Annotated in this window: 22 protein-coding genes, 6 tRNA genes and 1 riboswitch; of the genes, 12 read left to right on the forward strand and 16 right to left on the reverse strand. The window is 68.2% G+C overall.

Going from position 1 to position 20705, the window contains the following annotated elements:
* Nucleotides 1–17: 17 nt before the first annotated feature.
* From ACIQCN_RS03690 to ACIQCN_RS03720, 7 genes are all read right to left on the reverse strand, one after another.
* Complete coding sequence (locus ACIQCN_RS03690) at nt 18–1352, reverse strand: HRDC domain-containing protein (RefSeq protein WP_400604149.1); 1335 nt, start codon at nt 1350–1352, stop codon at nt 18–20.
* 50 nt (nt 1353–1402) lie between these two features.
* Nucleotides 1403–2074 (reverse strand): DUF3000 domain-containing protein, encoded by a 672-nt coding sequence (locus ACIQCN_RS03695; protein ID WP_400609457.1) that lies wholly within the window; start codon nt 2072–2074, stop codon nt 1403–1405.
* Between the two features lie 49 nt (nt 2075–2123).
* Nucleotides 2124–3239: a threonine aldolase family protein gene (locus ACIQCN_RS03700; RefSeq protein WP_400609833.1), complete on the reverse strand. Its 1116-nt coding sequence runs from the start codon at nt 3237–3239 to the stop codon at nt 2124–2126.
* Nucleotides 3240–3255: 16 nt separating this feature from the next.
* The gene (locus ACIQCN_RS03705; RefSeq protein WP_400609459.1) at nt 3256–4041 is read right to left on the reverse strand and encodes an SDR family oxidoreductase; all 786 of its coding nucleotides are present in this window, start codon (nt 4039–4041) and stop codon (nt 3256–3258) included.
* Complete coding sequence (locus tag ACIQCN_RS03710) at nt 4038–5405, reverse strand: DUF6421 family protein (RefSeq protein WP_400609461.1); 1368 nt, start codon at nt 5403–5405, stop codon at nt 4038–4040. Before ACIQCN_RS03710 ends, ACIQCN_RS03705 begins: the two co-directional genes overlap by 4 nt.
* Nucleotides 5406–5543: 138 nt before the next feature.
* A complete protein-coding gene (msrB, locus tag ACIQCN_RS03715; RefSeq protein ID WP_400604141.1) occupies nt 5544–5942 on the reverse strand; it encodes a peptide-methionine (R)-S-oxide reductase MsrB in 399 nt (132 codons plus the stop codon).
* A 14-nt stretch (nt 5943–5956) separates the two neighbouring features.
* Entirely contained in the window at nt 5957–6448 is a 492-nt protein-coding gene (locus ACIQCN_RS03720; protein ID WP_400604139.1) for a hypothetical protein, read from the reverse strand.
* 75 nt (nt 6449–6523) lie between these two features.
* Here ACIQCN_RS03720 and ACIQCN_RS03725 point away from each other — a divergent pair, with 75 nt between their 5' ends.
* Nucleotides 6524–7816 (forward strand): alpha/beta hydrolase family protein, encoded by a 1293-nt coding sequence (locus tag ACIQCN_RS03725; RefSeq protein ID WP_400609463.1) that lies wholly within the window; start codon nt 6524–6526, stop codon nt 7814–7816.
* Nucleotides 7817–7820: 4 nt separating this feature from the next.
* On the opposite strand, the gene ybaK is transcribed toward ACIQCN_RS03725, so the two are convergent.
* From ybaK to ACIQCN_RS03740, 3 genes are read right to left on the reverse strand one after another with little or no spacing between them, the layout of a single operon-like run.
* On the reverse strand, nt 7821–8327 hold the full coding sequence (gene ybaK / locus ACIQCN_RS03730) for a Cys-tRNA(Pro) deacylase (protein WP_400604135.1): 507 nt from the start codon (nt 8325–8327) through the stop codon (nt 7821–7823).
* A gap of 7 nt (nt 8328–8334) precedes the next feature.
* Entirely contained in the window at nt 8335–8796 is a 462-nt protein-coding gene (locus ACIQCN_RS03735; RefSeq protein ID WP_400604134.1) for a SufE family protein, read from the reverse strand.
* A 43-nt stretch (nt 8797–8839) separates the two neighbouring features.
* The gene (locus ACIQCN_RS03740; RefSeq protein WP_400604309.1) at nt 8840–9757 is read right to left on the reverse strand and encodes a sulfurtransferase; all 918 of its coding nucleotides are present in this window, start codon (nt 9755–9757) and stop codon (nt 8840–8842) included.
* A gap of 214 nt (nt 9758–9971) precedes the next feature.
* Between ACIQCN_RS03740 and zapE the strand changes: the two genes are divergently transcribed.
* Nucleotides 9972–11015 carry a cell division protein ZapE gene (gene zapE / locus ACIQCN_RS03745; RefSeq protein WP_400609464.1) on the forward strand — a complete coding sequence of 348 codons (1044 nt, stop codon included), beginning with the start codon at nt 9972–9974 and terminating at the stop codon, nt 11013–11015.
* A gap of 120 nt (nt 11016–11135) precedes the next feature.
* On the opposite strand, the gene ACIQCN_RS03750 is transcribed toward zapE, so the two are convergent.
* The 6 genes from ACIQCN_RS03750 to ACIQCN_RS03775 all read right to left on the reverse strand — a co-directional run bounded on the left by ACIQCN_RS03750 (nt 11136) and on the right by ACIQCN_RS03775 (nt 12057).
* Nucleotides 11136–11390: an antitoxin gene (locus ACIQCN_RS03750; protein WP_400609466.1), complete on the reverse strand. Its 255-nt coding sequence runs from the start codon at nt 11388–11390 to the stop codon at nt 11136–11138.
* A gap of 125 nt (nt 11391–11515) precedes the next feature.
* A tRNA-Val gene (locus ACIQCN_RS03755) sits at nt 11516–11587 on the reverse strand.
* 36 nt (nt 11588–11623) lie between these two features.
* A tRNA-Gly gene (locus ACIQCN_RS03760) sits at nt 11624–11696 on the reverse strand.
* A gap of 55 nt (nt 11697–11751) precedes the next feature.
* A tRNA-Val gene (locus ACIQCN_RS03765) sits at nt 11752–11823 on the reverse strand.
* A gap of 42 nt (nt 11824–11865) precedes the next feature.
* Nucleotides 11866–11936: transfer RNA gene (locus ACIQCN_RS03770), tRNA-Cys, on the reverse strand.
* Between the two features lie 48 nt (nt 11937–11984).
* Nucleotides 11985–12057: transfer RNA gene (locus tag ACIQCN_RS03775), tRNA-Gly, on the reverse strand.
* Between the two features lie 306 nt (nt 12058–12363).
* Between ACIQCN_RS03775 and ACIQCN_RS03780 the strand changes: the two genes are divergently transcribed.
* The 10 genes from ACIQCN_RS03780 to ribA all read left to right on the forward strand — a co-directional run bounded on the left by ACIQCN_RS03780 (nt 12364) and on the right by ribA (nt 20690).
* A tRNA-Val gene (locus ACIQCN_RS03780) sits at nt 12364–12435 on the forward strand.
* Nucleotides 12436–12553: 118 nt separating this feature from the next.
* Nucleotides 12554–13414 (forward strand): cytochrome, encoded by an 861-nt coding sequence (locus ACIQCN_RS03785; RefSeq protein ID WP_400604128.1) that lies wholly within the window; start codon nt 12554–12556, stop codon nt 13412–13414.
* A 48-nt stretch (nt 13415–13462) separates the two neighbouring features.
* Nucleotides 13463–14068 (forward strand): peptide deformylase, encoded by a 606-nt coding sequence (gene def / locus ACIQCN_RS03790; protein WP_400604126.1) that lies wholly within the window; start codon nt 13463–13465, stop codon nt 14066–14068.
* On the forward strand, nt 14065–14985 hold the full coding sequence (gene fmt, locus ACIQCN_RS03795; protein WP_400604124.1) for a methionyl-tRNA formyltransferase: 921 nt from the start codon (nt 14065–14067) through the stop codon (nt 14983–14985). Before def ends, fmt begins: the two co-directional genes overlap by 4 nt.
* Complete coding sequence (locus ACIQCN_RS03800) at nt 14982–16496, forward strand: RsmB/NOP family class I SAM-dependent RNA methyltransferase (RefSeq protein ID WP_400609468.1); 1515 nt, start codon at nt 14982–14984, stop codon at nt 16494–16496. The genes fmt and ACIQCN_RS03800 overlap by 4 nt, the downstream gene beginning before the upstream one ends.
* Before the next feature lie 41 nt (nt 16497–16537).
* On the forward strand, nt 16538–17218 hold the full coding sequence (gene rpe / locus ACIQCN_RS03805) for a ribulose-phosphate 3-epimerase (protein ID WP_400609470.1): 681 nt from the start codon (nt 16538–16540) through the stop codon (nt 17216–17218).
* A gap of 39 nt (nt 17219–17257) precedes the next feature.
* Nucleotides 17258–17407, forward strand: a riboswitch (FMN riboswitch).
* 91 nt (nt 17408–17498) lie between these two features.
* Nucleotides 17499–18650, forward strand: a complete 1152-nt coding sequence (ribD, locus tag ACIQCN_RS03810; RefSeq protein ID WP_400609472.1) for a bifunctional diaminohydroxyphosphoribosylaminopyrimidine deaminase/5-amino-6-(5-phosphoribosylamino)uracil reductase RibD — start codon at nt 17499–17501, stop codon at nt 18648–18650.
* A complete protein-coding gene (locus ACIQCN_RS03815) occupies nt 18650–19279 on the forward strand; it encodes a riboflavin synthase (protein ID WP_400609474.1) in 630 nt (209 codons plus the stop codon). Before ribD ends, ACIQCN_RS03815 begins: the two co-directional genes overlap by 1 nt.
* Entirely contained in the window at nt 19276–19995 is a 720-nt protein-coding gene (gene ribB / locus ACIQCN_RS03820; protein ID WP_400604115.1) for a 3,4-dihydroxy-2-butanone-4-phosphate synthase, read from the forward strand. Before ACIQCN_RS03815 ends, ribB begins: the two co-directional genes overlap by 4 nt.
* Nucleotides 19992–20690, forward strand: coding sequence for a GTP cyclohydrolase II (gene ribA / locus ACIQCN_RS03825; protein ID WP_400604113.1), 699 nt, complete (start codon nt 19992–19994; stop codon nt 20688–20690). The genes ribB and ribA overlap by 4 nt, the downstream gene beginning before the upstream one ends.
* Nucleotides 20691–20705: the final 15 nt, after the last annotated feature.

A 20705-nucleotide genomic window follows, 5' to 3' on the forward strand; every position in this document is an offset into this window, starting at 1 on the left:
CAATGTTGCCGCGCGGGTTACGCCCCGGCGGCCGCTTCCGGGTTCTTCGGCTCCTTGGGGGGCAAAGGCTGCGGATCGAGGAAGGCCCGGGTGATCAGCGGTGCAGTGAGTTCAACCTGCCACTCGCGCGCTCCCAGGCTGCGCAGCTCGGCCGCAATGGACGCCTCTCCCAACTCCGTGGGCGGCCGCCACGCCACGCGTCGAAGGTGGTCCGGGGTGAGGAGGTTCTCCAGCGGCAGGTTGAGCTGGTCGGCCTTCTCCTGCAACAGCGGGCGGGCGGTGGCCAGGCGGGCTGCGGCTTCCGGATCCCGTTCAGCCCAGACCCGGGGCGGAGGCGGGGCATTGGTGGGCAGGTGCAGCGGAGGCAGGTCCTCCAGGTCCCGGGCGGCGGCAATGCAGCGCAGCCATCTGGGCGCCTCGCGCTGGGCCGCACGGCCGTGGAACCCCTTGGTGCCCAGCAGTTGCGGCACCGTGGTGGGCATCGCCTTGGCCGCCGCGACCAGTGCGGAGTCCGGAATGAGCCGGCCGGGGGCCACATCGCGCTTTTGCGCCAGGGCGTCGCGTTCGAGCCACAGTTCGCGCACGGCGGCCAGTTGTCTGCGGTCCCGGATCTGGTGCAGCCCGGACGTCTTCCGCCAGGGATCGGCGCGGGGCGGTGCCACCCCGGCCGCCAGGATGGCCGCGAACTCCTGTTCTGCGTACTCCAGCTTTCCGTCCGCCTGGAGGAGTTCGATGAGTTCTTCCCGGAGTTCGGTGAGCACTTCAACGTCCAGTGCGGCGTAGCGCAGCCACGGTTCGGGCAGCGGCCGGGTGGACCAGTCGGCCGCGGAATGTTCCTTGGCCAGCCCGAAGCCCAGCAGCTGTTCGATCACGGCTGCGAGGCCCACCCGGGGCAGGCCGGCGAGGCGTGCGGCCAGCTCCGTGTCGAACAGCCGGTCCGGCCACATGCCCAGCTCCAGGAGGCACGGGAGGTCCTGGCTGGCAGCGTGGAGGATCCACTCGACGCCGCTGAGGGCATCGTTGATGATGTCCAGGTTCTCAAAGGGTTCGGGATCGATCAGCCACGTGCCGGATCCCTCCCTGCGGATCTGGACCAGGAAGGCCCGCTGGCCGTAGCGGAACCCGGAGGCGCGCTCTGCATCCACCCCGGCGGGGCCCGTGCCGGCGGCGATGGCGGCGGCGCAGCGTTCCAGGCCGGTTTGGGTTTCGATCACCAGGGGCACACCGTCGCGGGGTGCGTCGAGGTCGATGACGGCGGGGATGGGGCTGTCGAAGCCCTCAACGGTTATGTGGGGTGCGGTGTCAGCAGCCGGAGCGCCGGCCGTGGTGTTTTCCGGAATGTCAGGGGTCATGGTGCCCTCCAGTTTACCCGGCGGCGGCTTCCGGGCTCCGTTCCTGCCCGTCATCCGGGGCGGGTGCCCGGGTTCCGGCGGCGCTGGGGGAGTGCCGTCACACCGTCAGGCAGGGGTGGCAGGCCGGCGAAAGTACAGACCATGTCGCACCAGGCTTCCAGGTGCGCGGTGACGTCGGAGGATGCCGGTGTCCACGACGCGCGCAGCTCGATGTCGATGGTCCCCGGGCGCTCGGCCAGGGTGCCAAAGCTTTCCGAGAGCACGCGGGTGGCGGTTCCGCCGGCCGCCCGGTAGGCGGCCCTGTGGCTCTCCAGGGCTTCCACGAGCCAGGTCCAGGCCACCGAACCGAGCATTTCATCGTTGCCCATGTCCGGCTCGAGCTCGGCCCGGATGTAGGTGACGATGCGGAAGTCGCCGTCCCATACCTCCGAGCCGGCGGGATCGTGCAGGAGGATGAAACGTCCAGTGGCCAGTTCAGATTCTGAATCGTCGCCCGTGGCAGAAGCGGCCGCAAGCGCCATCCTGGCCGGGCCATGGACGGCCGCTGCGGGGGTTCCCGCACCCGGGGCGAGGACCTCTGCGCCCAGTGCGACAGCGAACGGTGCCAGCCGCGCAGGCGCAGGAATTTCCGCAAGCCGGAGCTCCCGGCGGCTTTGGGCTTTCCTGAGGGCTCCCAAGGCGTCCAGAAACGCCGGGGGAACCTGGTCAAGTGCGTTCACCATCGCAGATTACGCAAATCCGCCGGGCAAGCGGGGAAGGCTCGCCGTCGGCTCAGCCCGCCGTACTGCCCGGGGTGCCGTCTGCAGCGCCGCGGCCCTGGAGCTCGCGCCGGATCACCGCGGCGAAGGCGTCGATGTCCTCTTCGGTGGTATCGAAGGAACACATCCAGCGCACCTCGCCGGTGGCCTCGTCCCAGTCGTAGAACCGGAAGGATTCGCGCAGCCTGTCCGCAACGCCCGGCGGCACTATGGCGAAAACGCCGTTCGATTCGGTCTTCTGGGTGGGCCGGACGCCCGGAACGCCTTCGACGGCGGCGCGCAGCCTCGTGGCCATGGCATTGGCGTGCGCCGCTGACCGGAGCCAGAGATCACCTTCGAGGAGCGCGATGAACTGGGCTGACATGAAGCGCATCTTCGAGGCCAGCTGCATATTCATCTTGCGAAGGTAGACGAGGCCCTGCGCGGCGTCAGGGTTCAGGGCCACCACCACTTCGCCGAAAAGCAGTCCGTTCTTGGTTCCGCCGAAGGACAGGATGTCCACCCCGGCGTCACGCGTGAAGGCCCGCAGCGGCAGGTCCAAGTGGGCCGCCGCATTGGCCAGGCGGGCGCCGTCCATGTGCAGCTTCATGCCCCTGGCGTGCACGTGGTCGGCGATGGCCCGGACTTCCTCCGGCGTGTAGCAGGTGCCCAGTTCCGTGGTCTGCGTGATGGACACGGCCAGCGGCTGGGCGCGGTGTTCATCGCCCCAGCCCCATGCCTCCCGGTCGATCAGTTCCGGGGTGAGTTTTCCGTCGGGGGTGGGGACCTGCAGCAGCTTGATGCCGCCGATGCGCTCCGGCGCGCCGTTCTCATCCATGTTGATGTGGGCGGTGGCGGCGCACACCACCGCACCCCAGCGGGGGAGCAGCGACTGCAGCGACAAGACGTTGGCACCGGTTCCGTTGAAAACGGGGAAGCACTCGATGCCAGGGCCGAAGTGCTGCTCCATGACCTCCTGGAGCCGTGCGGTGTACTGGTCTTCCCCGTAGGCCACCTGGTGGCCTTCGTTGGCGGCTGCCAGCGCCGCGAGGATTTCCGGGTGCACGCCCGAATAGTTGTCGGAGGCGAATCCGCGCACCGACGGGTCGTGGAGGCGCAGGGCGGTGCCGGCTTCGGCAGTGGTTGTCATGGTTTTGCTCACACTTTCAGTGTAGGTACTGCGGCGGGGCCGCGGGTTGCGGGGCCCGCCGCGCCGCTGCTGACGGTTCCAGGCGTACGCGTGTCCCGTTGAGTCCCGCTGCGGGCTGGCCAAACAGGCGCACGACGGCGCCCGCCAGGTCGGCGACGTCCGTCGCCCCCGGGAAGGACCGTTCCGGGTGGCTGCGGCGCAATTCATCATCCACCAGTGCCTTGACCACCAGGACGACGGCGGCCGCTTCCCCGGCGCCGGACTCGGCGGCACGTCGGAAACCGTCGGCCATGGCCATGGTCCATGCCTCGGCCGCGGCTTTGGCCGCGGCGTAGCTGGCCACGGCGGCTGTAGGCTTTTCCGCCATGGTGGAGGACACGATGGCGAACCGGCCACGCGGGGAAGCGGCGACGTCCTCGAAAAAGGTCCGGGACACATTGCGCAGCGTGGTTATGGAGCCGCGTTCCAGGAACTCCCAGTCGTCGTCGGACTGGTCCGGAATGCCCTTGGCGCCGCGCCAGCCGCCCACCAGGTGGATAACAGCGTCCACCGCCCCGGCGGCTGTGGAAACATCCTTCCGCAGCCGCCGGACGTCGTCGAGGCCCGCAAGGTCGCACACCAGGGGTGTGACGCCGTCGCCCGCCTGGTGTGCGGCTGCCTCGATCCGCTGCCGGTCGGAACCGACCGTGAAGACCCGGCAGCCTGCCGCGCTAAGCGCACGGGCCACCGCCACGCCGGAGGCCCCGCTGCCGCCCGTGACCAGGACGTTCAGCGGGGATTCTTCGGCCCGAAGGCTGCTCACAGGGCGGACCTGCCCGTGATGCCGGCGGTGGACTCGATGACGGGACGCATTTTCTTCTCCAGTGCTTCGTAGAACATGGACAGCGGGAACTCGTCATCCAGGACCTGGTCAGTCAGTCCCCGCGGCGGACCGGCCAGCGGCAGCGCGTCCGGGCCTTTGGCCCAGACTGATGCCGGACTCGGGGTGACCGTGGCGGCGATCAGCTGGTAGGCCGCCAGCCAGTGCGCGGTCTTGGGCCGGTCGATTGAACGCCAGTACAGGTCATCGATTTCGGCCCCCAGGGCGATGACGGCGTCGGCAACCTCGTCCCAGTCGATGGTGAGCCGGGTATCGGTCCAGTGGAGGACATGGTGCTGGTGCAGCCAGGCGAAGAGGAGCTGTCCGCCGAGGCCGTCGTAGTTGCGGACACGGCTGCCGGTGATGGCGAAGCGGAAGATGCGGTCGAAGATGATGGCGTACTGGACCAGCCTGGCGTGGCGCCTGGCCTCGGGGGCTGCCTCCTCGTCCTTTTCGATCCGCACCGACTCACGGAACGCGGTGAGGTCGCACCGGAGCTCTTCCAGGGAGTACAGGAAGTAGGGCATCCGCTGCTTGATCATGAAGGGATCGAAGGGCAGGTCACCGCGCATGTGCGTCCGGTCGTGGATGAGGTCCCACATGACGAAGACGGACTCCGTGAGGTCCTGGTCTGCCAGCATTTCCGCGGCATCCCCGGGGAGCTCCAGTTGCGTTGTGGCCGAGGCGGCCTTGAGCACGCGGCGGAACCGGGCCGCCTCGCGGTCGGCGAAGATGGCGCCCCAGGTGAAGGTGGGGGTGCTGGACACGGCCACCGTCTCGGGGAAGAGCACAGCGGAGTTGGTGTCGTAGCCCGCCGTGAAGTCGAGGAACCGGATGGGGACGAACAGCTTGTTGGAGTAGTCACCGGCCTCCAGCCCGGCAATGAATTCGGGCCAGACCACCTCGATGAGGACCGCTTCGACCAGCCGGTTGCTGCTGCCGTTCTGCGTGTACATCGGAAAGACCACCAGGTGCTGGAGGCCATTGACGCGCTGCTCCTGCGGTTGGAAGGCCAGCAGGGATGCCAGGAAATCGGGGACGCCGAAGCCCGCGGCTGCCCAGGCCTGGAAGTCGGCGCAGGCTGCCTCGAGGTAGGCGGCATCGTGCGGAAAAGCCGGGGCCAGGGCCCGGATGCTGTCAACGATCACGCCAACGTGGGCTGCGGCTGCGGCATGGGTGCCGGCGTCCGGAACGGACCCGTCCTGCGCCTGCAGCGGCTGCAGTGCGGCGGCGGCGGACTTGAGCCGGAGCCAGTCCTTGTTGTCCGCGGAAATGCGGGTAGCTGCGGTGGTCAGGGTTGCGGTCATCGTCGGCTGCCTTTCTGTTGCTGTGCTCTGATTGCGAGCGTAGCAAGCCAACAGCATGACTAACTAAAATTCGACGTAAGCATAAGAAGGACTGTTGCTTAGGGTGGCCCCGGCGAGGTTGAGGACCACCCTTGGCAATCAGTCCTCCCGCGGGACCAGCCTGAGTGAAACCGAGTTGATGCAGTACCGCTGGTCTGTGGGCGTCCCGTACCCTTCGCCTTCGAACACGTGGCCCAGGTGGGAGTCGCAGTTGGTGCACCGGACTTCGATCCGGTCCATGCCGAGGGTGCGGTCGTGGATGTAGCGGACCTTGTCCTCGGCCAGCGGCGCCCAAAAGGATGGCCAGCCGCAGTGCGAGTCGAACTTCTCGTTGCTGGTGAACAGTTCCGCCCCGCACGCCCGGCACTGGTACACCCCGGCGGTATGGGTGTCCCAGTATTCCCCCGTGAACGGCCGTTCAGTGCCCGCCTGCCGGAGGACGTGGTACTCCTCAGGGGTCAGTTCTTCCCGCCACTGTGCATCTGTCTTGCTGTCCATGGTTGTTCCAACGCCTACGAGTCGCCGATAAATCCCGAGCCGGCATAAAGATGGAGGACGGGAAGGCCCAACTGGTCCTGCGCCTTGTTGGCCCAGTCTGTGTGGAAGGTGTCAGCTACCGCGTGCGGCCGGGTGATCACTACCGCCTGGGATGCTCCGGTCTCCCGGACCTTGGCTACGAGCCCGTCCACTGCCCCGCCTTCTACTACCTCTCCGGCCACGCCTGAACCAAGGCCGGCCAGGGCGCTGAGGGAGGTGGCCAGTGTCTCGGCAGCGTGGGCCCGCTCGGTGGTGGGATCGGGCGCGTGGGCTGTCAGGTCACGGAAGGCCTTGGCGACTTCCAGCATGGAAAGGTTTTCCAGGAAGTCCACCAGGAGGTGCCGCTCGGTGTTGGCGGGAACCAGGACGAGCAGTTGGGTGTCCGTCCCGTCCACCAGTCGTTCGATGTTCAGGCGGTCGTCCGCCCCCAGCGGTTCTTCGGTCAGGATGACGATGGGATCACTCATGGCCTTAGCCTAGTCCCGCGCCTGCCCGGCCGCACCAATTCGGGCTTCCCCGTGCGCGGCGGTAAGAATAGTGCCATGGCATTCCTGCAGCGATCCCGCCCGGCGCCCGCCCCTGTCCCGGAACCGGGCCGGATGTCCCTCCGCACCAAGTGGGCCGTTGTCGGCGCCATCGCGGGCGGCGGCATTGGCGGGCTCCTGGCCACGGGATCATCCGCCCTGGCCGTGTATTTTGCCCGCCGCGTGATTACCCCGGCGCGCCAGCGCGCATCGGACCAGGAGGTCCTGGCCGTGATCCGTGACGGAAGCAGCCTGCAGGTCATTTTCGCTGCCACCGACGACACCACGGTGGACGGGACGTATGGCTTCTTTTTCGACAACGGCAAGGGGCACGCCCGCATCGGCCGCATCGTTTCCTACTCACCGGCGGACCGGACAGTGCAGCGCGAGGTCGAGGCCGTGTACGCCGGGGACCTCTCGGCCGCCCGCTGGGGCTGGTGGAGCGGTGCGCTGTACCCGGACCCGGCCGCCGTCGGGCTTCCCGCCGAAGACGTGCTGATCGATGTGGAACGAGGGCAGGCTCCGGCCTGGCTGGTGCGGGCCGGCGGGACCGCGCGCACCTGGGCCGTCATGGTGCACGGCCGCGGCGCCACCCGGCAGGAGGCGCTGCGCGCCGTGGGGCCGGCGCTGGAGCTCGGGCTCACCAGCCTGGTGGTGTCCTACCGCAACGACGGCCTGGCACCGTCCGCCGATGACGGGCGCTATGGGCTGGGCTCCACGGAGTGGCGCGATGTCGAAGCGGCCATCGCCTACGCACTGGCCAACGGCGCCGAGGAAATCGTCCTTTTCGGCTGGTCCATGGGCGGAGCGATCTGCCTGCAGACGGCGGACCTGTCCCGGTACCGGCACCTGATCCGGGCCATGGTGCTGGATGCGCCGGTCATCGACTGGGTCAACGTCCTGGCCCACCACGCCCAACTGAACCGTATCCCTTCCCTGGTGGGACGCTACGGGCAGCTGATGCTGGGGCACCCGCTGGGGCGCCGGCTCACCGGACTCTCCGCTCCGGTGGACCTGAAAGCCATGGACTGGGTGTCCCGTGCGGTGGAACTCCGCACGCCCACCCTGATCATCCACAGCGTGGATGACGAGTACGTGCCGTACGAACCGTCCGCGCTGCTTGCACAGCGGAACCCGGAGATGGTCACGTTCGAAACCTTCGACCGCGCGCGGCATACCAAGGAGTGGAACGTCGACCCCGAGCGCTGGGAACGCCTGGTCAAGGCCTGGCTGCGGGGCAGGCTGGCGCCCCGGGCAAACCCGGGCGGTGTCATGGCGCCTGTCGGGTCGACCGGCGGGGAGCCCCGCTAGGCCGTCACAGCTGGATGGAGCTGATCGCCGCCGTGACGGCGTTGGTGAGGCGGACCAGGTCTGCAGGCGACAGTTCGATGTCCAGTCCCCGCCGGCCGCCGGACACCAGCATGGTCTCGAGCGCCAGCGCGCTGGCGTCCAGGACAGTCGGGGAGGGGAGCCGCTGGCCCAGCGGCGAAATGCCGCCGAGTACATAGCCGGTGCGCCGCTGCGCCGCCGCGGGGTCAGCCATCGCCGCCTTCTTGGTGCCCATGGCGGCGGCGAAGGCCTTGAGGTCCAGGGTGCCGCTGACCGGGACGATTCCAACAGCAAGCCGGCCATCCACCTCGACCATGAGAGTTTTGAAGACGCGTGCGGGGTCGATGCCCAGGACAGCCGCGGCCTCCGCACCGTAACTGGCCGCCGCGGGGTCGTGGTCGTAGGGGTGCAGCACGAAGGGAACCCCGGCGGCCGCCGCTGCGGCCGTTGCCGGGGTTCCATGTGCAGATGTTTTGGCGCTCCTGCGTGCCATGCTTCGCCTAGGAGTGCGCTGCCGGAATGGCGGCCACCTTGCGCTTAATGCGGCCCAGCATTGCCGTCATCCCGCGCATGCGCAGGGGCGTGATGGCCCGCGTCAGGCCCAGCAGTTCGGGCATGTCGTCCGGAACGGCGAGGATGTCCTCCGCCGGGAGCCCGTCCAGCCCTTCATGGAGCACCCCGGCAAATCCGCGGGTGGTGGGCGCCTCGGCGGGTGCCTTGAAGTAGAGCCTGACCGCCGGGGAGGAACCGTCGTCGTTCTTCTCCGCTTCGATGGTGAGGAACAGCGGCGACTGGCATTCCACCACCTGTTCGAGCAGTTCCGGGTGGTCCCGGAGCCGCTCGGGCAACTCCGGGAGCCCCTGGGAAAATTCCAGCAGGAGCTGCAGGCGCTCGGGTTCGGAGACGGCCTGGAAGTCGTCGACGATGGCCGCCAGGGCGGAAGGCAGGGCTTGGGTACTCATCGGTCCAATTCTACGCGGAACTGGTTGCGGCGGGCCGGGGCGCTCAGGCCGGCAGGGTGAGCGCGCCGCGCTCGGCACCCTTGACGATCGGTACGCGGACGGCGTTGCCCCATTCGGTCCACGAACCGTCGTAGTTGCGGACGGTGTCGAAGCCCAGGAGGTACTTGAGCGCAAACCAGGTGTGGCTGGAGCGTTCGCCGATCCGGCAGTAGGCCACCACGTCGTCGCCGGGCGCCAGTCCGGCCTCGCCCAGGTAGAGGGCCTCGAGCTCGTCGCGGCTGCGGTAGGTGCCGTCCGGGGCGGCGGCGCGGGCCCAGGGGATGGAGGCTGCGGTGGGAATGTGGCCGCCCCGGAGCGCGCCTTCCTCCGGGTAGGCGGGCATGTGGGTGCGCTGGCCCGTGTATTCCTCAGGGGAGCGGACATCGATCAGCGGCTTGCCCAGGTGCGCCAGGACGTCATCCTTGAAGGCCCGGATGGGGGCATCGTTGCGCTCAACCACCGGGTAGTCGCGGCGTGCCGGGGAAGGCCTGTCCGTGGTGAGGCCGCGGCCTTCGGCGATCCACTTGTCGCGGCCGCCGTCCAGCAGGCGCACATCCTCGTGGCCGAACAGGGTGAACACCCAGAGGGCGTAGGCCGCCCACCAGTTGGACTTGTCGCCGTAAATGACCACCGTGCTGTCCCGGGAAATGCCCTTCGACGCCGCCAGTTCGGCGAAGGCCGCACCGTCCACGTAGTCGCGGGTCACTTCGTCATTGAGGTCGGTGTGCCAGTCGATCTTCACGGCGCCGGGAATGTGGCCGGTTTCGTACAGCAGCACATCCTCGTCGGATTCCACCACTACCAGTCCGCCGTTTTCCACCGCGCCGCTCTCAAGCGCGGCGGCCAGCCAGTCCGTGGACACCAGGCGCTCCGGATGGGCGTAGGCAGCGAACTTCTCGTTCTGTTCAACCGGGTAGGGCATGGTCATGGCCTTTCATTGGGTGCGCGGGCAGCCGCGGGGCGGGCAGGGAACTGCTCCCACCCTAGCCAGCACCCGGGAGGATGTCCGTATTCCGTTAACAGGAGGAAATGTTGCGTTCCTCACGCCGGGCGGCTCCGGCGGCGCCGGAAAGCCGGGCCCCCGCTCCTTTCCCGGTATCCTTTCTGGGGACCAACCCCCAGCAGAACGGACCACCTTGGTACAGATCGAACAGCTTGCCGCCCGCACCCCGGCAGTCTCGGTGGATGAGCTCCTGAAGGGTTTCTACCCGTCGCCGCGGTTTGGCCAGGTCTCCTTCGCCAGCTACCGGCCCGACCCCAAGCAGCCCAGCCAGGCTGCCGCCGTCCGTGCCCTGGAGCATTTTGCCGGCGGCGTGGGAGCCGGCAACGGGGGCGGCGGCCTCTTCAGGAAGCTGTTCGGTAAGAAGGACGACGCCGGGCGGGCCGGCATCTACCTGGACGGCGGCTTCGGCGTCGGCAAGACGCACCTCCTGGCGTCGCTGTGGCACGCTGCTCCGGGCCCCAAGGCGTTCGGCACGTTCGTGGAATACACCAACCTGGTGGGTGCACTGTCCTTCCGGAAAACCGTTGACGCGCTCAGCAGCTACAAGCTCGTGTGCATCGACGAATTTGAACTCGACGATCCAGGGGACACCGTGCTGATGTCCCGGCTGATGCGGGAACTGGCCGACGCCGGCGTGAAGCTGGCTGCCACCTCCAACACCCTGCCCGGTTCCCTGGGCGACGGCCGGTTCGCCGCCGTCGATTTCCAGCGGGAAATCCAGGTCCTTGCCGACCAGTTCGAGGTGATCCGGATCGACGGCGAGGACTTCCGCCACCGCGGCCTGCCGGCGGCGCCCGCGCCGCTGAAGGACAGCGACCTCCCGGGCCGCATGAAGGCAGAGTTTGACGGCAGGACCGTGGCGCACGACGAGTTCGGCACCCTGATCCACCACCTTGCCGGCGTGCACCCCAGCCGCTACCGCCAGCTGATCGACGGGATCGACGCCGTAGTGTGGCGCAACGTGGAAACCATCACCGAGCAGGCGGTGGCCCTGCGCTTCGTGGTCCTCGCCGACCGGCTGTACGACAAGGACGTGCCCATCCTGGCCAGCGGTGTTCCATTCGACAAACTCTTCACCGAGGAAATGATGACGGGCGGCTACATGAAGAAGTACTTCCGCGCCGTGTCCCGGCTCACGGCGCTGGCCCGCGAAGGCCAGAACCACGAGCCGTCCTGAAGCGCCCGACCGCGCAGCCCTTGGCCGGCGTCGTCCTTAAGTGCCAAAGGCGCGGGCGCCGCCTCCCGGCGGGACCCGCGCCCCGTTGACGCGTAGGGGCAAAACCCCGTCTGAATCCTGTTACGGAGCCCTGTCTGCCGGCGGAACCGGGTTAACAGGCGCCTGCGGATCCTGCACTGCGGCGGGATCCTGGCTTCCGTGCTGGTCTACGAGCCGGGAAGCACCATCCTGGACCTTGTCGACGTGGCCGGAGTACTTGCCCCCGGTCTTGGTGTCGACCAAATCACCGGCTTTGGTGATGCCGTCCTTGATGGCCTGCTCGTTACCGTGGATCAGACCCTGAGCCTTGCCCTTTAGATCGTCAATCAGTCCCACGAGCACCTCCCTTCAATCCCGGAGCCAGGTCGCTCCTTGCGCATTCGATCCTATGCGTCGGGGCCCTCCTTGCCAAGGAAACGGCGGGCAAACAAAAAAGCAGCTCCGGAGAGCTGCTGTATCTGTGGGCGATACTGGGATCGAACCAGTGACCTCTTCCGTGTCAGGGAAGCGCGCTACCGCTGCGCCAATCGCCCGGAACCGGAAGACCGGTGCTATGGGGTAAACAAGAGAGCGGACGACGAGATTCGAACTCGCGACATCCACCTTGGCAAGGTGGTGCTCTACCAGCTGAGCTACGTCCGCGTGCAGTGGATTCCGGCAATGCCGGGAACTGCTGAAGGCAAGTGAACTTGCCGAGTGGGCGATACTGGGATCGAACCAGTGACCTCTTCCGTGTCAGGGAAGCGCGCTACCGCTGCGCCAATCGCCCATTTTTATCCGGATGCTCTCCGGAAAACCATGGTTTTCACCGAGGTGGGTACGGGATTCGAACCCGTGTATACGGCTTTGCAGGCCGCTGCCTCGCCTCTCGGCCAACCCACCGTGTTAGCGTCGGTCCCGAAAGAACCTATGCCGTGACAGTGTCCTGCGAGCGGACGACGAGATTCGAACTCGCGACATCCACCTTGGCAAGGTGGTGCTCTACCAGCTGAGCTACGTCCGCATTGTTGAGGCTTGATTCGCTGCCGTTCCCGGCATTTCCTCGCGTTCCAACGAGTAAAAACAATATAGGAGGTTCCGGGATTCTCCAAATCGGCTCCTTCGGCGTCAGTTCCAATGGCCCTGCTTCCCAGTAACGGCAAGGGTTTGGCCAAGTTACAGGCCTGTAATTCACGACGCCGTGAGCGCGGCTTCCGACGGCGGGGGCGCCCCGGGCGGGGACGGCGCCGGGGCGGCCGTCCGGGTGCGCAGGGCCGCGGCGGCCGATTTTTGAAATGGCAGCAACGTGGGCTAGCATTCAAATGCATCGGGGCGATTGGCGCAGTGGTAGCGCGCTTCGTTCACACCGAAGAGGTCACTGGTTCGAACCCAGTATCGCCCACGCACAAGGGTCTGTTTCCGCTCATCAGCAGCGGAAACAGACCCTTTCTTCATGTCCGGCCGTTCCCGGGAACCAGCCGGACCTGTGATTGTCAGCCCTCTGTGAAAGAGTCTTTTCCATGACCGATCCACTGCTCGCCCACGCCACGGAATACGGCCGGATGTACGCGCGGTCCACCACCGCCCCGTTCTCCGTACCTTCCATCACCACCGTGATCAGCCAGCAGCCGCACGGGCTGGACGGCTGGTTCGGCTACATGGGCGCCAGCAGCCTGGCGAAGGACCCGCTGCTGGCCGACTGCCTGGGCAGCCCCGCAAAGATCCGCCAGGCCGTGAACCGTGCCGCCAAGGCGGCAGAGGCCTACCGCGATGAGGCAGCGCAGCGCGGGGACCGGGTCCATAACTACTGCGAGCAGGTGGCCCTGCGGGCACTGGGCCGTCCGCACAGCATGAAGGAAGCCCGCGAAGCCCTCGCAGCAAACGGCGAAGAGGCCTTCGCCGTCCGGTTCGACGAATGGTGGGAGCTCTACCGGGTGGAGCCCATCGCCCCCGAGATCACGGTGTGGAACGACGCCGTCGGCTACGCCGGCACCCTGGACCTGGTGGCCCGGATTAACGGGCGCACCTGCCTGATCGACTACAAGACCAAGGGCACCACGCGGGACGGCCAGGTCAAGCCCCTGGACGACAAGGTGGTCATGCAGTTGGTGGCCGGCATGAAGGCCGAGGAAAGCCTGGTGGATCCCCGGGAAGGGACGTGGGAACCATGGGCGCACGGCGCGGACCCCGTCCTCCTGGCCGTCGCCATTGGTGAAACGGAAGTGCGCCCGGTGCGGGCCAACCCGGAGGTCCTCAAGCACCACTGGTGGAAGTTCTGCGCCCTGCGGCGGGTCTGGGAGCTCTCCGCCGACACCCTCAGTGCCGGCCCGGCGCTGCTGCCCGTCGCACCGCCGCCGCTGGCACAGGCACGCACCGCCTAAACTGGAGCCATTCCCCTTGTTGCCGCCAACCGTGAGGACAAAACCCGCATGGCAATTCTGAATATCCGCATCATCGGAGACCCCGTGCTGCGCACGGTCGCCGATCCCGTGACGGAGTTCGGGCCCGAGCTGGCCAGGCTGGTCGCCGACATGACGGAGACCATGGAGGACGTGGAAGGGGCGGGTCTGGCCGCCCCGCAGGTGGGCGTGAGCCTGCGCGTCTTCACTTACCGGATCGATGGCGTCGAAGGACACATCATCAACCCGGTCCTCGAGAACTCGGAGGACTACCAGCCGGACCAGTCCGAAGGCTGCCTCTCCATTCCCGGCCTGGCGTTCCCGGTGCGGCGCTTCCGTTCCACCCGCGTTACCGGTGTGGACGTGCACGGCAACCCCGTCACTGTTGAGGGTGAAGGGATGCTGGCCCGCTGCTTCCAACACGAAAACGACCACCTGGACGGCATCCTGTACACGGACCGGCTGGAGGGAGAGGACCGCAAGGCGGCCCTGCGAGCCATCCGCGCCGCCAATTACGAGTCCGTGACGGAACGCACGACGTCGGCCCGCGCCAAATCGGTCGGATCCAGTTTCGGCGGTTCCAGCTTTGGCGGCTCCGGCTCGGGCTCCGCTTTTGGTGCAGGCGCCGCCGGGTGAGGGTGCTCTTTGCGGGGACTCCCGCCGTCGCGGTCCCTTCCCTGGACGCCCTGGTCGGCGCCGGCTTTGACGTCGTAGCCGTCCTGACCCGCCCCGACGCGCCGCTGGGACGCAAACGGGTGCTCACGCCGTCGCCCGTTGCCGCCCGTGCCGCCCAGCTGGACATCCCGGTGATCCGCGCCGCAAGGGTGGACGCCGAAGCGACGGCGGCCATTGCCGCCGCCGAACCCGACGTGGCGGCCATCGTGGCATACGGCGGGCTCGTCCCGCCCGCTGCCCTGGCCGTGCCACGTCACGGCTGGATCAACCTGCACTTCTCCCTTCTGCCGTCCTGGCGCGGTGCGGCCCCCGTCCAGCGTTCAGTCATGGCCGGCGATGATGTGACCGGCGCCGTGACCTTCCAGCTCGAGGAAGGCCTGGACACCGGCCCGGTGTTCGGGACGCTCACGGAAACCGTCGGACCCGAGGACACCGCCGGCGACCTGCTGGACCGGCTCTCCCACAGCGGCGCCGTGCTCCTTGCCCAGACGCTCTCCGCTGTCGAAACCGGCAAGGCCGTGGCCGTGCCACAGTCCGGGAACGTCACACTGGCGCCCAAACTGACCCTCGAGGACGGGCACCTCAACTGGAGCCATCCGGCTCTGGCTGTTGGGCGGCAGGCCCGCGGCGCCACTCCGGAGCCCGGCGCCTGGACCATGCTGGCCGGCCAGCGGATCAAGCTTGAACCCGTCCGCCTCCGCCCGGACGTGGCAGGCCTGGCGCCGGGGGCGGTGGAGCTCCGCGGCAAGAGCGTCCTGGTGGGCACCGCATCGCATGCCGTGGAACTGACCCGGATCCAGCCCGCCGGAAAGAAAATGATGGCCGCAGCCGATTGGGCGCGCGGCATGGCTTCACTGGAAGGCGTGGTATTCGAATGAGCAGCACCGGCGGACGCGGCAAGGGCGGTCCCAAGGACACCGGCCGGCGCAATGCCCAGGGCAGGGAACGCAACCGCGGACCGCGCACTTACACCGGCCAGGCACCCTCCCAGCGCACCCGGCGGGCCGATCCGGCGAGGCTGGTGGCCTTCGAAGTGCTGCGGGCAGTAGCCTCCGAGGACGCCTACGCCAACCTGGTGCTGCCGGCGCGGATCCGGCACCACGGCCTGGACAGGCGCGACGCCGGGTTTGCCACCGAACTCACCTATGGCGCCCTGCGCGGCCAGGGAACGTACGATGCCATCCTGGCCCGCTGCGTGGACCGCCCGCTGGACCAGCTTGACCCTGCCATCCTCGACGCCCTGCGCATCGGCGCCCACCAGCTGCTTGCCATGCGCGTTCCCGCCCACGCCGCCCTGGACCAGACGGTCGGCCTGGCCCGCGCGGTCATCGGCGCCGGCCCGTCGGCCCTGATTAACGCCGTGCTTCGCAAAGTTTCCGCGCACAGCCTGGACGAATGGCTGGACACCCTGGTGGCCGGCGAAACGGACCAGACACGGATCGCCGCGCTGCGCCACGCGCACCCGGAATGGATTGTGCGCGCCATGCGCCAGTCCCTGGTGGCGCACGGCCGCCCTGCCACGGAGATAGACAGCCTGCTCGAAGCGGACAACGCAGCGCCGGTGGTCAACCTCGTGGCCCTGCCCGGCCTGGGCAACCTGGACGAGGCGCTTGAAGCCGGAGCAGCCCCGGGCGAACTCGTGGAGGGATCCGCGCTGTCCAGCGGCGGAGACCTCGGCCGGCTCGCATCGGTCCGAGAAGGCACCACCCGGGTCCAGGACGTGGGCTCCCAGCTGGTGGCCCGCGCCATGGCCGGGCTCCGGCTGGACGGCGGCGCTGACGGGGGAGGCACCGAATCCTGGCTGGACCTTTGCGCCGGCCCCGGCGGGAAGGCGGCCCTCCTGGCCGCCCTCGCCAGTGAACGCGGCGCCACCCTGCTGGCCAACGAGCCCGCACCGCACCGTGCAAAGCTGGTGGGGCAGGCCCTGGCGGCCGTGCCGCGCAGCGCCTGGCAGGTCCGTACCGGCGACGGCCGGGACCTGGGAACAGAACAGCCGGAGAGGTTCGACCGCGTGCTGGCGGACGTGCCCTGCAGCGGACTCGGTGCCCTGCGGCGCCGCCCCGAATCCCGCTGGCGCCGTTCGCCCAAGGACCTGGCGGACCTCGGTCCACTGCAGCGCGAACTCCTGGCTTCCGCGATTGCCGCCGTGCGTCCCGGCGGTGTCGTGGCCTACGTGACGTGCTCTCCGCACCCCGCGGAAACCACCGCAGTGGTGGCAGACGCGCTGCGCAAGCGCGACGACCTGGAACTCCTGGACGCCGGCGCTGCGCTGGACGCCGTGAGCCTCACCGGGGACCTTGGCGCCGGATACGAATCCACTGCCCAGCTCTGGCCGCACATCCACGGCACGGACGCCATGTTCCTGGCGCTCATCCGGAAAAAGGCCTGACAGTCCCCGAACCCTGCCAGTACCAGTGAAAGGCGCACCCTGTGACGCAGTGCTGCATCAACCCGAGCATCCTGTCCGCCGACTTCGTCAACCTCGAGGCGGAACTGCACCGCATCGCCACGGCCGACGCCGTGCACGTTGACGTCATGGACAACCACTTCGTTCCCAACCTGACCATTGGGCTTCCGGTGGTCAAACGGATCCAGGAAGTCAGCCCGGTGCCGCTGGATGCGCACCTGATGATCTCGGACGCGGACCGCTGGGCCCCCGACTTCGCCTCCGCCGGCCTCGCATCCGTCACTTTCCACGCTGAAGCCTCCATCGCCCCGGTCAAGCTTGCGCGGGAGTTGCGGGCCCGCGGCGCCAAGGCAGGCATGGCGCTGCGTCCCGCTACTCCAGTGGAGCCCTACCTGGACATGCTCCCGGAACTGGACGTGCTGCTGGTCATGACCGTGGAGCCCGGCTTCGGCGGCCAGGCCTTCCTGGACATCACGCTGCCCAAGATCCGGCGGGCCCGCGCCGCGATCGACGGCTCCGGCATCGGGGTGGCACTCCAGGTGGACGGCGGCATTACGGAGGAAACCATCACCCGGGCTGCGGAAGCCGGGGCCAATGTCTTCGTGGCCGGTTCCGCCGTCTATGGAGCGGACGACCCCGCAGCGGCCATCGACCGGCTCCGCGCCGCCGGCAACCGGACGTTACGCACTGCCTCGGGGGAATAGCCGGAGGCTGCTGCCGGTTGTGGCACAATAACAACACACATACGTGCTCCGGGGTCGGTGTAAGTCCGAACCGGCGGTGACAGTCCGCGACCCGCGAGCCGGCAAGCTTCCCAGGAAGACTCCGGCAGACGGTTGAACCGGTGGAATTCCGGTACCGACAGTTAAAGTCTGGATGAGAGAAGCACGTACAGCTGTATCTGCGGCGCCTGGCGGTGCCGCAGCCTTCTGCTGTCGTATACCCCGGAGCCATCTTGGCCCTAGAGGGAAGGAACGACACGGGATGAACCCCACGCGGTGGCCGGCGGCAGCCGAAACTCCCGCCCCAGGGGCAGTTACTGCCTTCAGCGCCGGTGAGACGCGCGCGATGGACGCCGCCCTCGAAGCAGCCCGGCGGGGGCCCCGGGGAGCAAACCCCCTGGTGGGCGCCGTCGTCGTCGACTCCGAAGGACGGCACCTGGTGACCGGGTACCACCGCGGCGCCGGCACCGCGCACGCCGAGGCGGACGCCATCACCCAGGCCTCGGCGGCAGGGCTGGACCTCACCGGCTGCACCATGCTGGTGACGCTGGAACCCTGCAACCATGTGGGCCGCACCGGACCCTGCGCCCAGGCGATCATCGCCGCCGGCATCACGGACGTGGTGTACGCGGTGGACGACCCCCACGACCCCGCCGCCGGCGGGGCAGCCACCCTGCGCGCTGCCGGTATCCGCGTCCGCAGCGGCCTTGGCGCCGATGAAGCCCTGGACCTCAACCGCCAATGGTTCGAAGCAGTCACGGCACGGCGTCCGTTCGTTACCCTCCACATCGCGCAGACGCTGGACAGCCGGATTGCGGCAGAGGACGGCACCAGCCAGTGGATCTCCAGCCCCGAATCGCTGGCCGACAACCACGGGCTGCGGAACCGCATTGACGCGATCCTGGTGGGAACCCAGACCGTGCTTGTGGACAATCCGCGGCTCACCGCCCGGGACGCGGACGGCAACCCCGCCGGAAAACAGCCGGTACGCGCCGTGATGGGACTGCGGGACGTCCCGGAAGACGCCGCCGTACGGGGCGACGACGGACTCATGGTTCACCTGCCCACCCGCGATCCCCGGGAAGCGCTGTCCCTCCTGTACGGCCAGGGCATCCGTCACCTCATGGTGGAAGGCGGCTCGCGCATCCTGAGCACGTTCCTCACCGCCGGACTGGTGGACGAACTGATCGTCTATCTGGCCCCCACACTTCTCGGTTCCGGCACACCCGCGCTGGACGGACTGGGCATTACCACGCTGGCCGACGCCCAGCACTGGGACTGGGACGAATCCGACGGCGGCGCCGTGCGCCCGCTGGGCCGGGACCTCCGCCTGCACCTCAGGCCGCAGCGCATTGTTGCCCTTGATCCACAACCATCCCGCGCCACTGCGGAGCAAGCCCAGGAAGGCTACTGATGTTTACCGGAATTATTGCCGAACAGGGACGGGTGCTCTCCGTAGAGCGCGACGGCGATGCCAGCGCCACCGTCCGCCTCCACGCGCCCGGCAGCACCGACGGACTGGCACTGGGCGGCTCCATCGCCGTCAACGGGGTCTGCCTCACGGCCACCGCCATCGACGGACGCGACTTCAGCGTGGATGTCATGGGCGAGACGCTGGTCCGCAGCACCATCGGCGAATTGGCGCCAGGGGACGCCGTCAACCTGGAACGCTGCGTTCCGGCCGGAGGCCGGCTGGACGGCCACGTGGTCCAGGGCCACGTGGACGGCGTGGGCACCCTGCTGGAGCGAGAGCCCCAGGGGAACTGGGAGAGGCTGCGCTTCGGCGTACCCGCCAACCTGGCCCGCTACATCGCCGAGAAGGGCTCCATTGCCATCGACGGTGTCTCCCTGACGGTCACCGCTGTCAGTGATGCCGGCGAACAGAACCCCTGGTTTGAGGTGGGTCTTATCCCCACCACACTGGCGGAAACGGGGTTGGGCGCCAAGGCAACCGGCAGCAGGGTGAACCTGGAAGTGGACGTCCTGGCCAAATACACGGAACGGCTGTTGGCCTTCCGCGGCACGGCAGGAGAAGCACGATGAACGCCGCCGTCCGCATGGAAGCCGGGGCAGGGGTTGTGCCCGGGGCCGCGGGGGAGAAGCTCCTGGACACGATCGAGGATGCCGTGCGTGCCATTGCCGCCGGCCGGCCGGTTCTGGTGGTGGACAACGAGGACCGCGAAAACGAAGGCGACATCATCTTCGCCGCGCAGTACGCCACACCCGCGCTGATGGGCTGGACCATCCGGTACAGTTCGGGCGTGATCTGCGTGCCGCTGCCCGGCAGCCGCGCGGATGCGCTGGACCTGCCGCCCATGACCGCCGTCAACCAGGACTCCAAGGGCACCGCCTACACGGTTTCCTGCGACGCGGCAGCGGGAGTCAGCACCGGGATCTCGGCCACGGACCGTGCCGTGACGGCACGCGTCCTGGCGGACCCGCAGGCAGGACCGGCGGCCGTGACCCGTCCCGGGCATATTTTCCCGCTGCGCGCAGTTGTCGGAGGTGTGCGGGAGCGTCCCGGCCACACCGAGGCCGCGGTGGACCTGTGCCGCCTGGCGGGTCTGGAGCCGGTAGGCGTGATTGCAGAGGTAGTGTACGACGACGGTGAGATGATGCGCCTGGACGGACTGCGGGCGTTTGCCTCGGAACACGGGTGCCCGCTGGTGTCCATCGAGGAACTGGCAGCCTATCTCGCCGCGGGGGAGCGCCCGGACGGCAGCCCAGCGGCTGCGGGTGGAATGAAGGAGAATTCATGACGGCATCTGTATCCGGCAACGGCAGGCAGCAGGACGGTGTCCACCCCGTCAGCGGGGGCCCGGTGGTGCAGCTGCCCACCGCTTTCGGCGATTTCGTGGCGCAGGCGTGGACGGACCTGGTCACCGGCGTTGAACACCTCGCCGTCAGCTCACCGAACCCGCCCAAGGATGGCAAGGCGCCGCTGGTGCGGCTGCACTCGGAATGCCTCACAGGGGACGTCTTCGGCTCCTACCGCTGCGACTGCGGTGAACAGCTGGCCTATGCGCTGGAACTGATCCAGGAACACGGCGGCACCCTGCTGTACCTGCGCGGACAGGAAGGCCGTGGCATCGGGCTGGCCAATAAGATCAAGGCCTACGCCCTCCAGGAAGCCGGTTTTGACACCGTGGAAGCCAACGAGCAGCTGGGCCTTCCCGTGGATGCCCGCTGCTATAAGGCAGCCGCACAGGTCCTCGCCGAAATGGGGCTGCACGAGGTCCGCCTCCTGAGCAACAACCCGGACAAGCAGAACAGGCTGGCCAGTGCCGGTGTGACGGTGGTGGAAATGGTTCCCACCGAAGTTCCGTCGCGGGAACAGAACATCCGCTACCTGCAGACCAAGAAGGACCGCATGGAGCACCGGCTGCAGCTGGATACCCACGTGGCCGCCCTGCCGGTCACTGCCCCCGATACCTTTAGCCACGAACAAGATTGAACGGAACAAACCACC

The sequence above is a fragment of the Pseudarthrobacter sp. NPDC092424 genome (assembly GCF_044754925.1).
Lineage (GTDB): Bacteria > Actinomycetota > Actinomycetes > Actinomycetales > Micrococcaceae > Arthrobacter.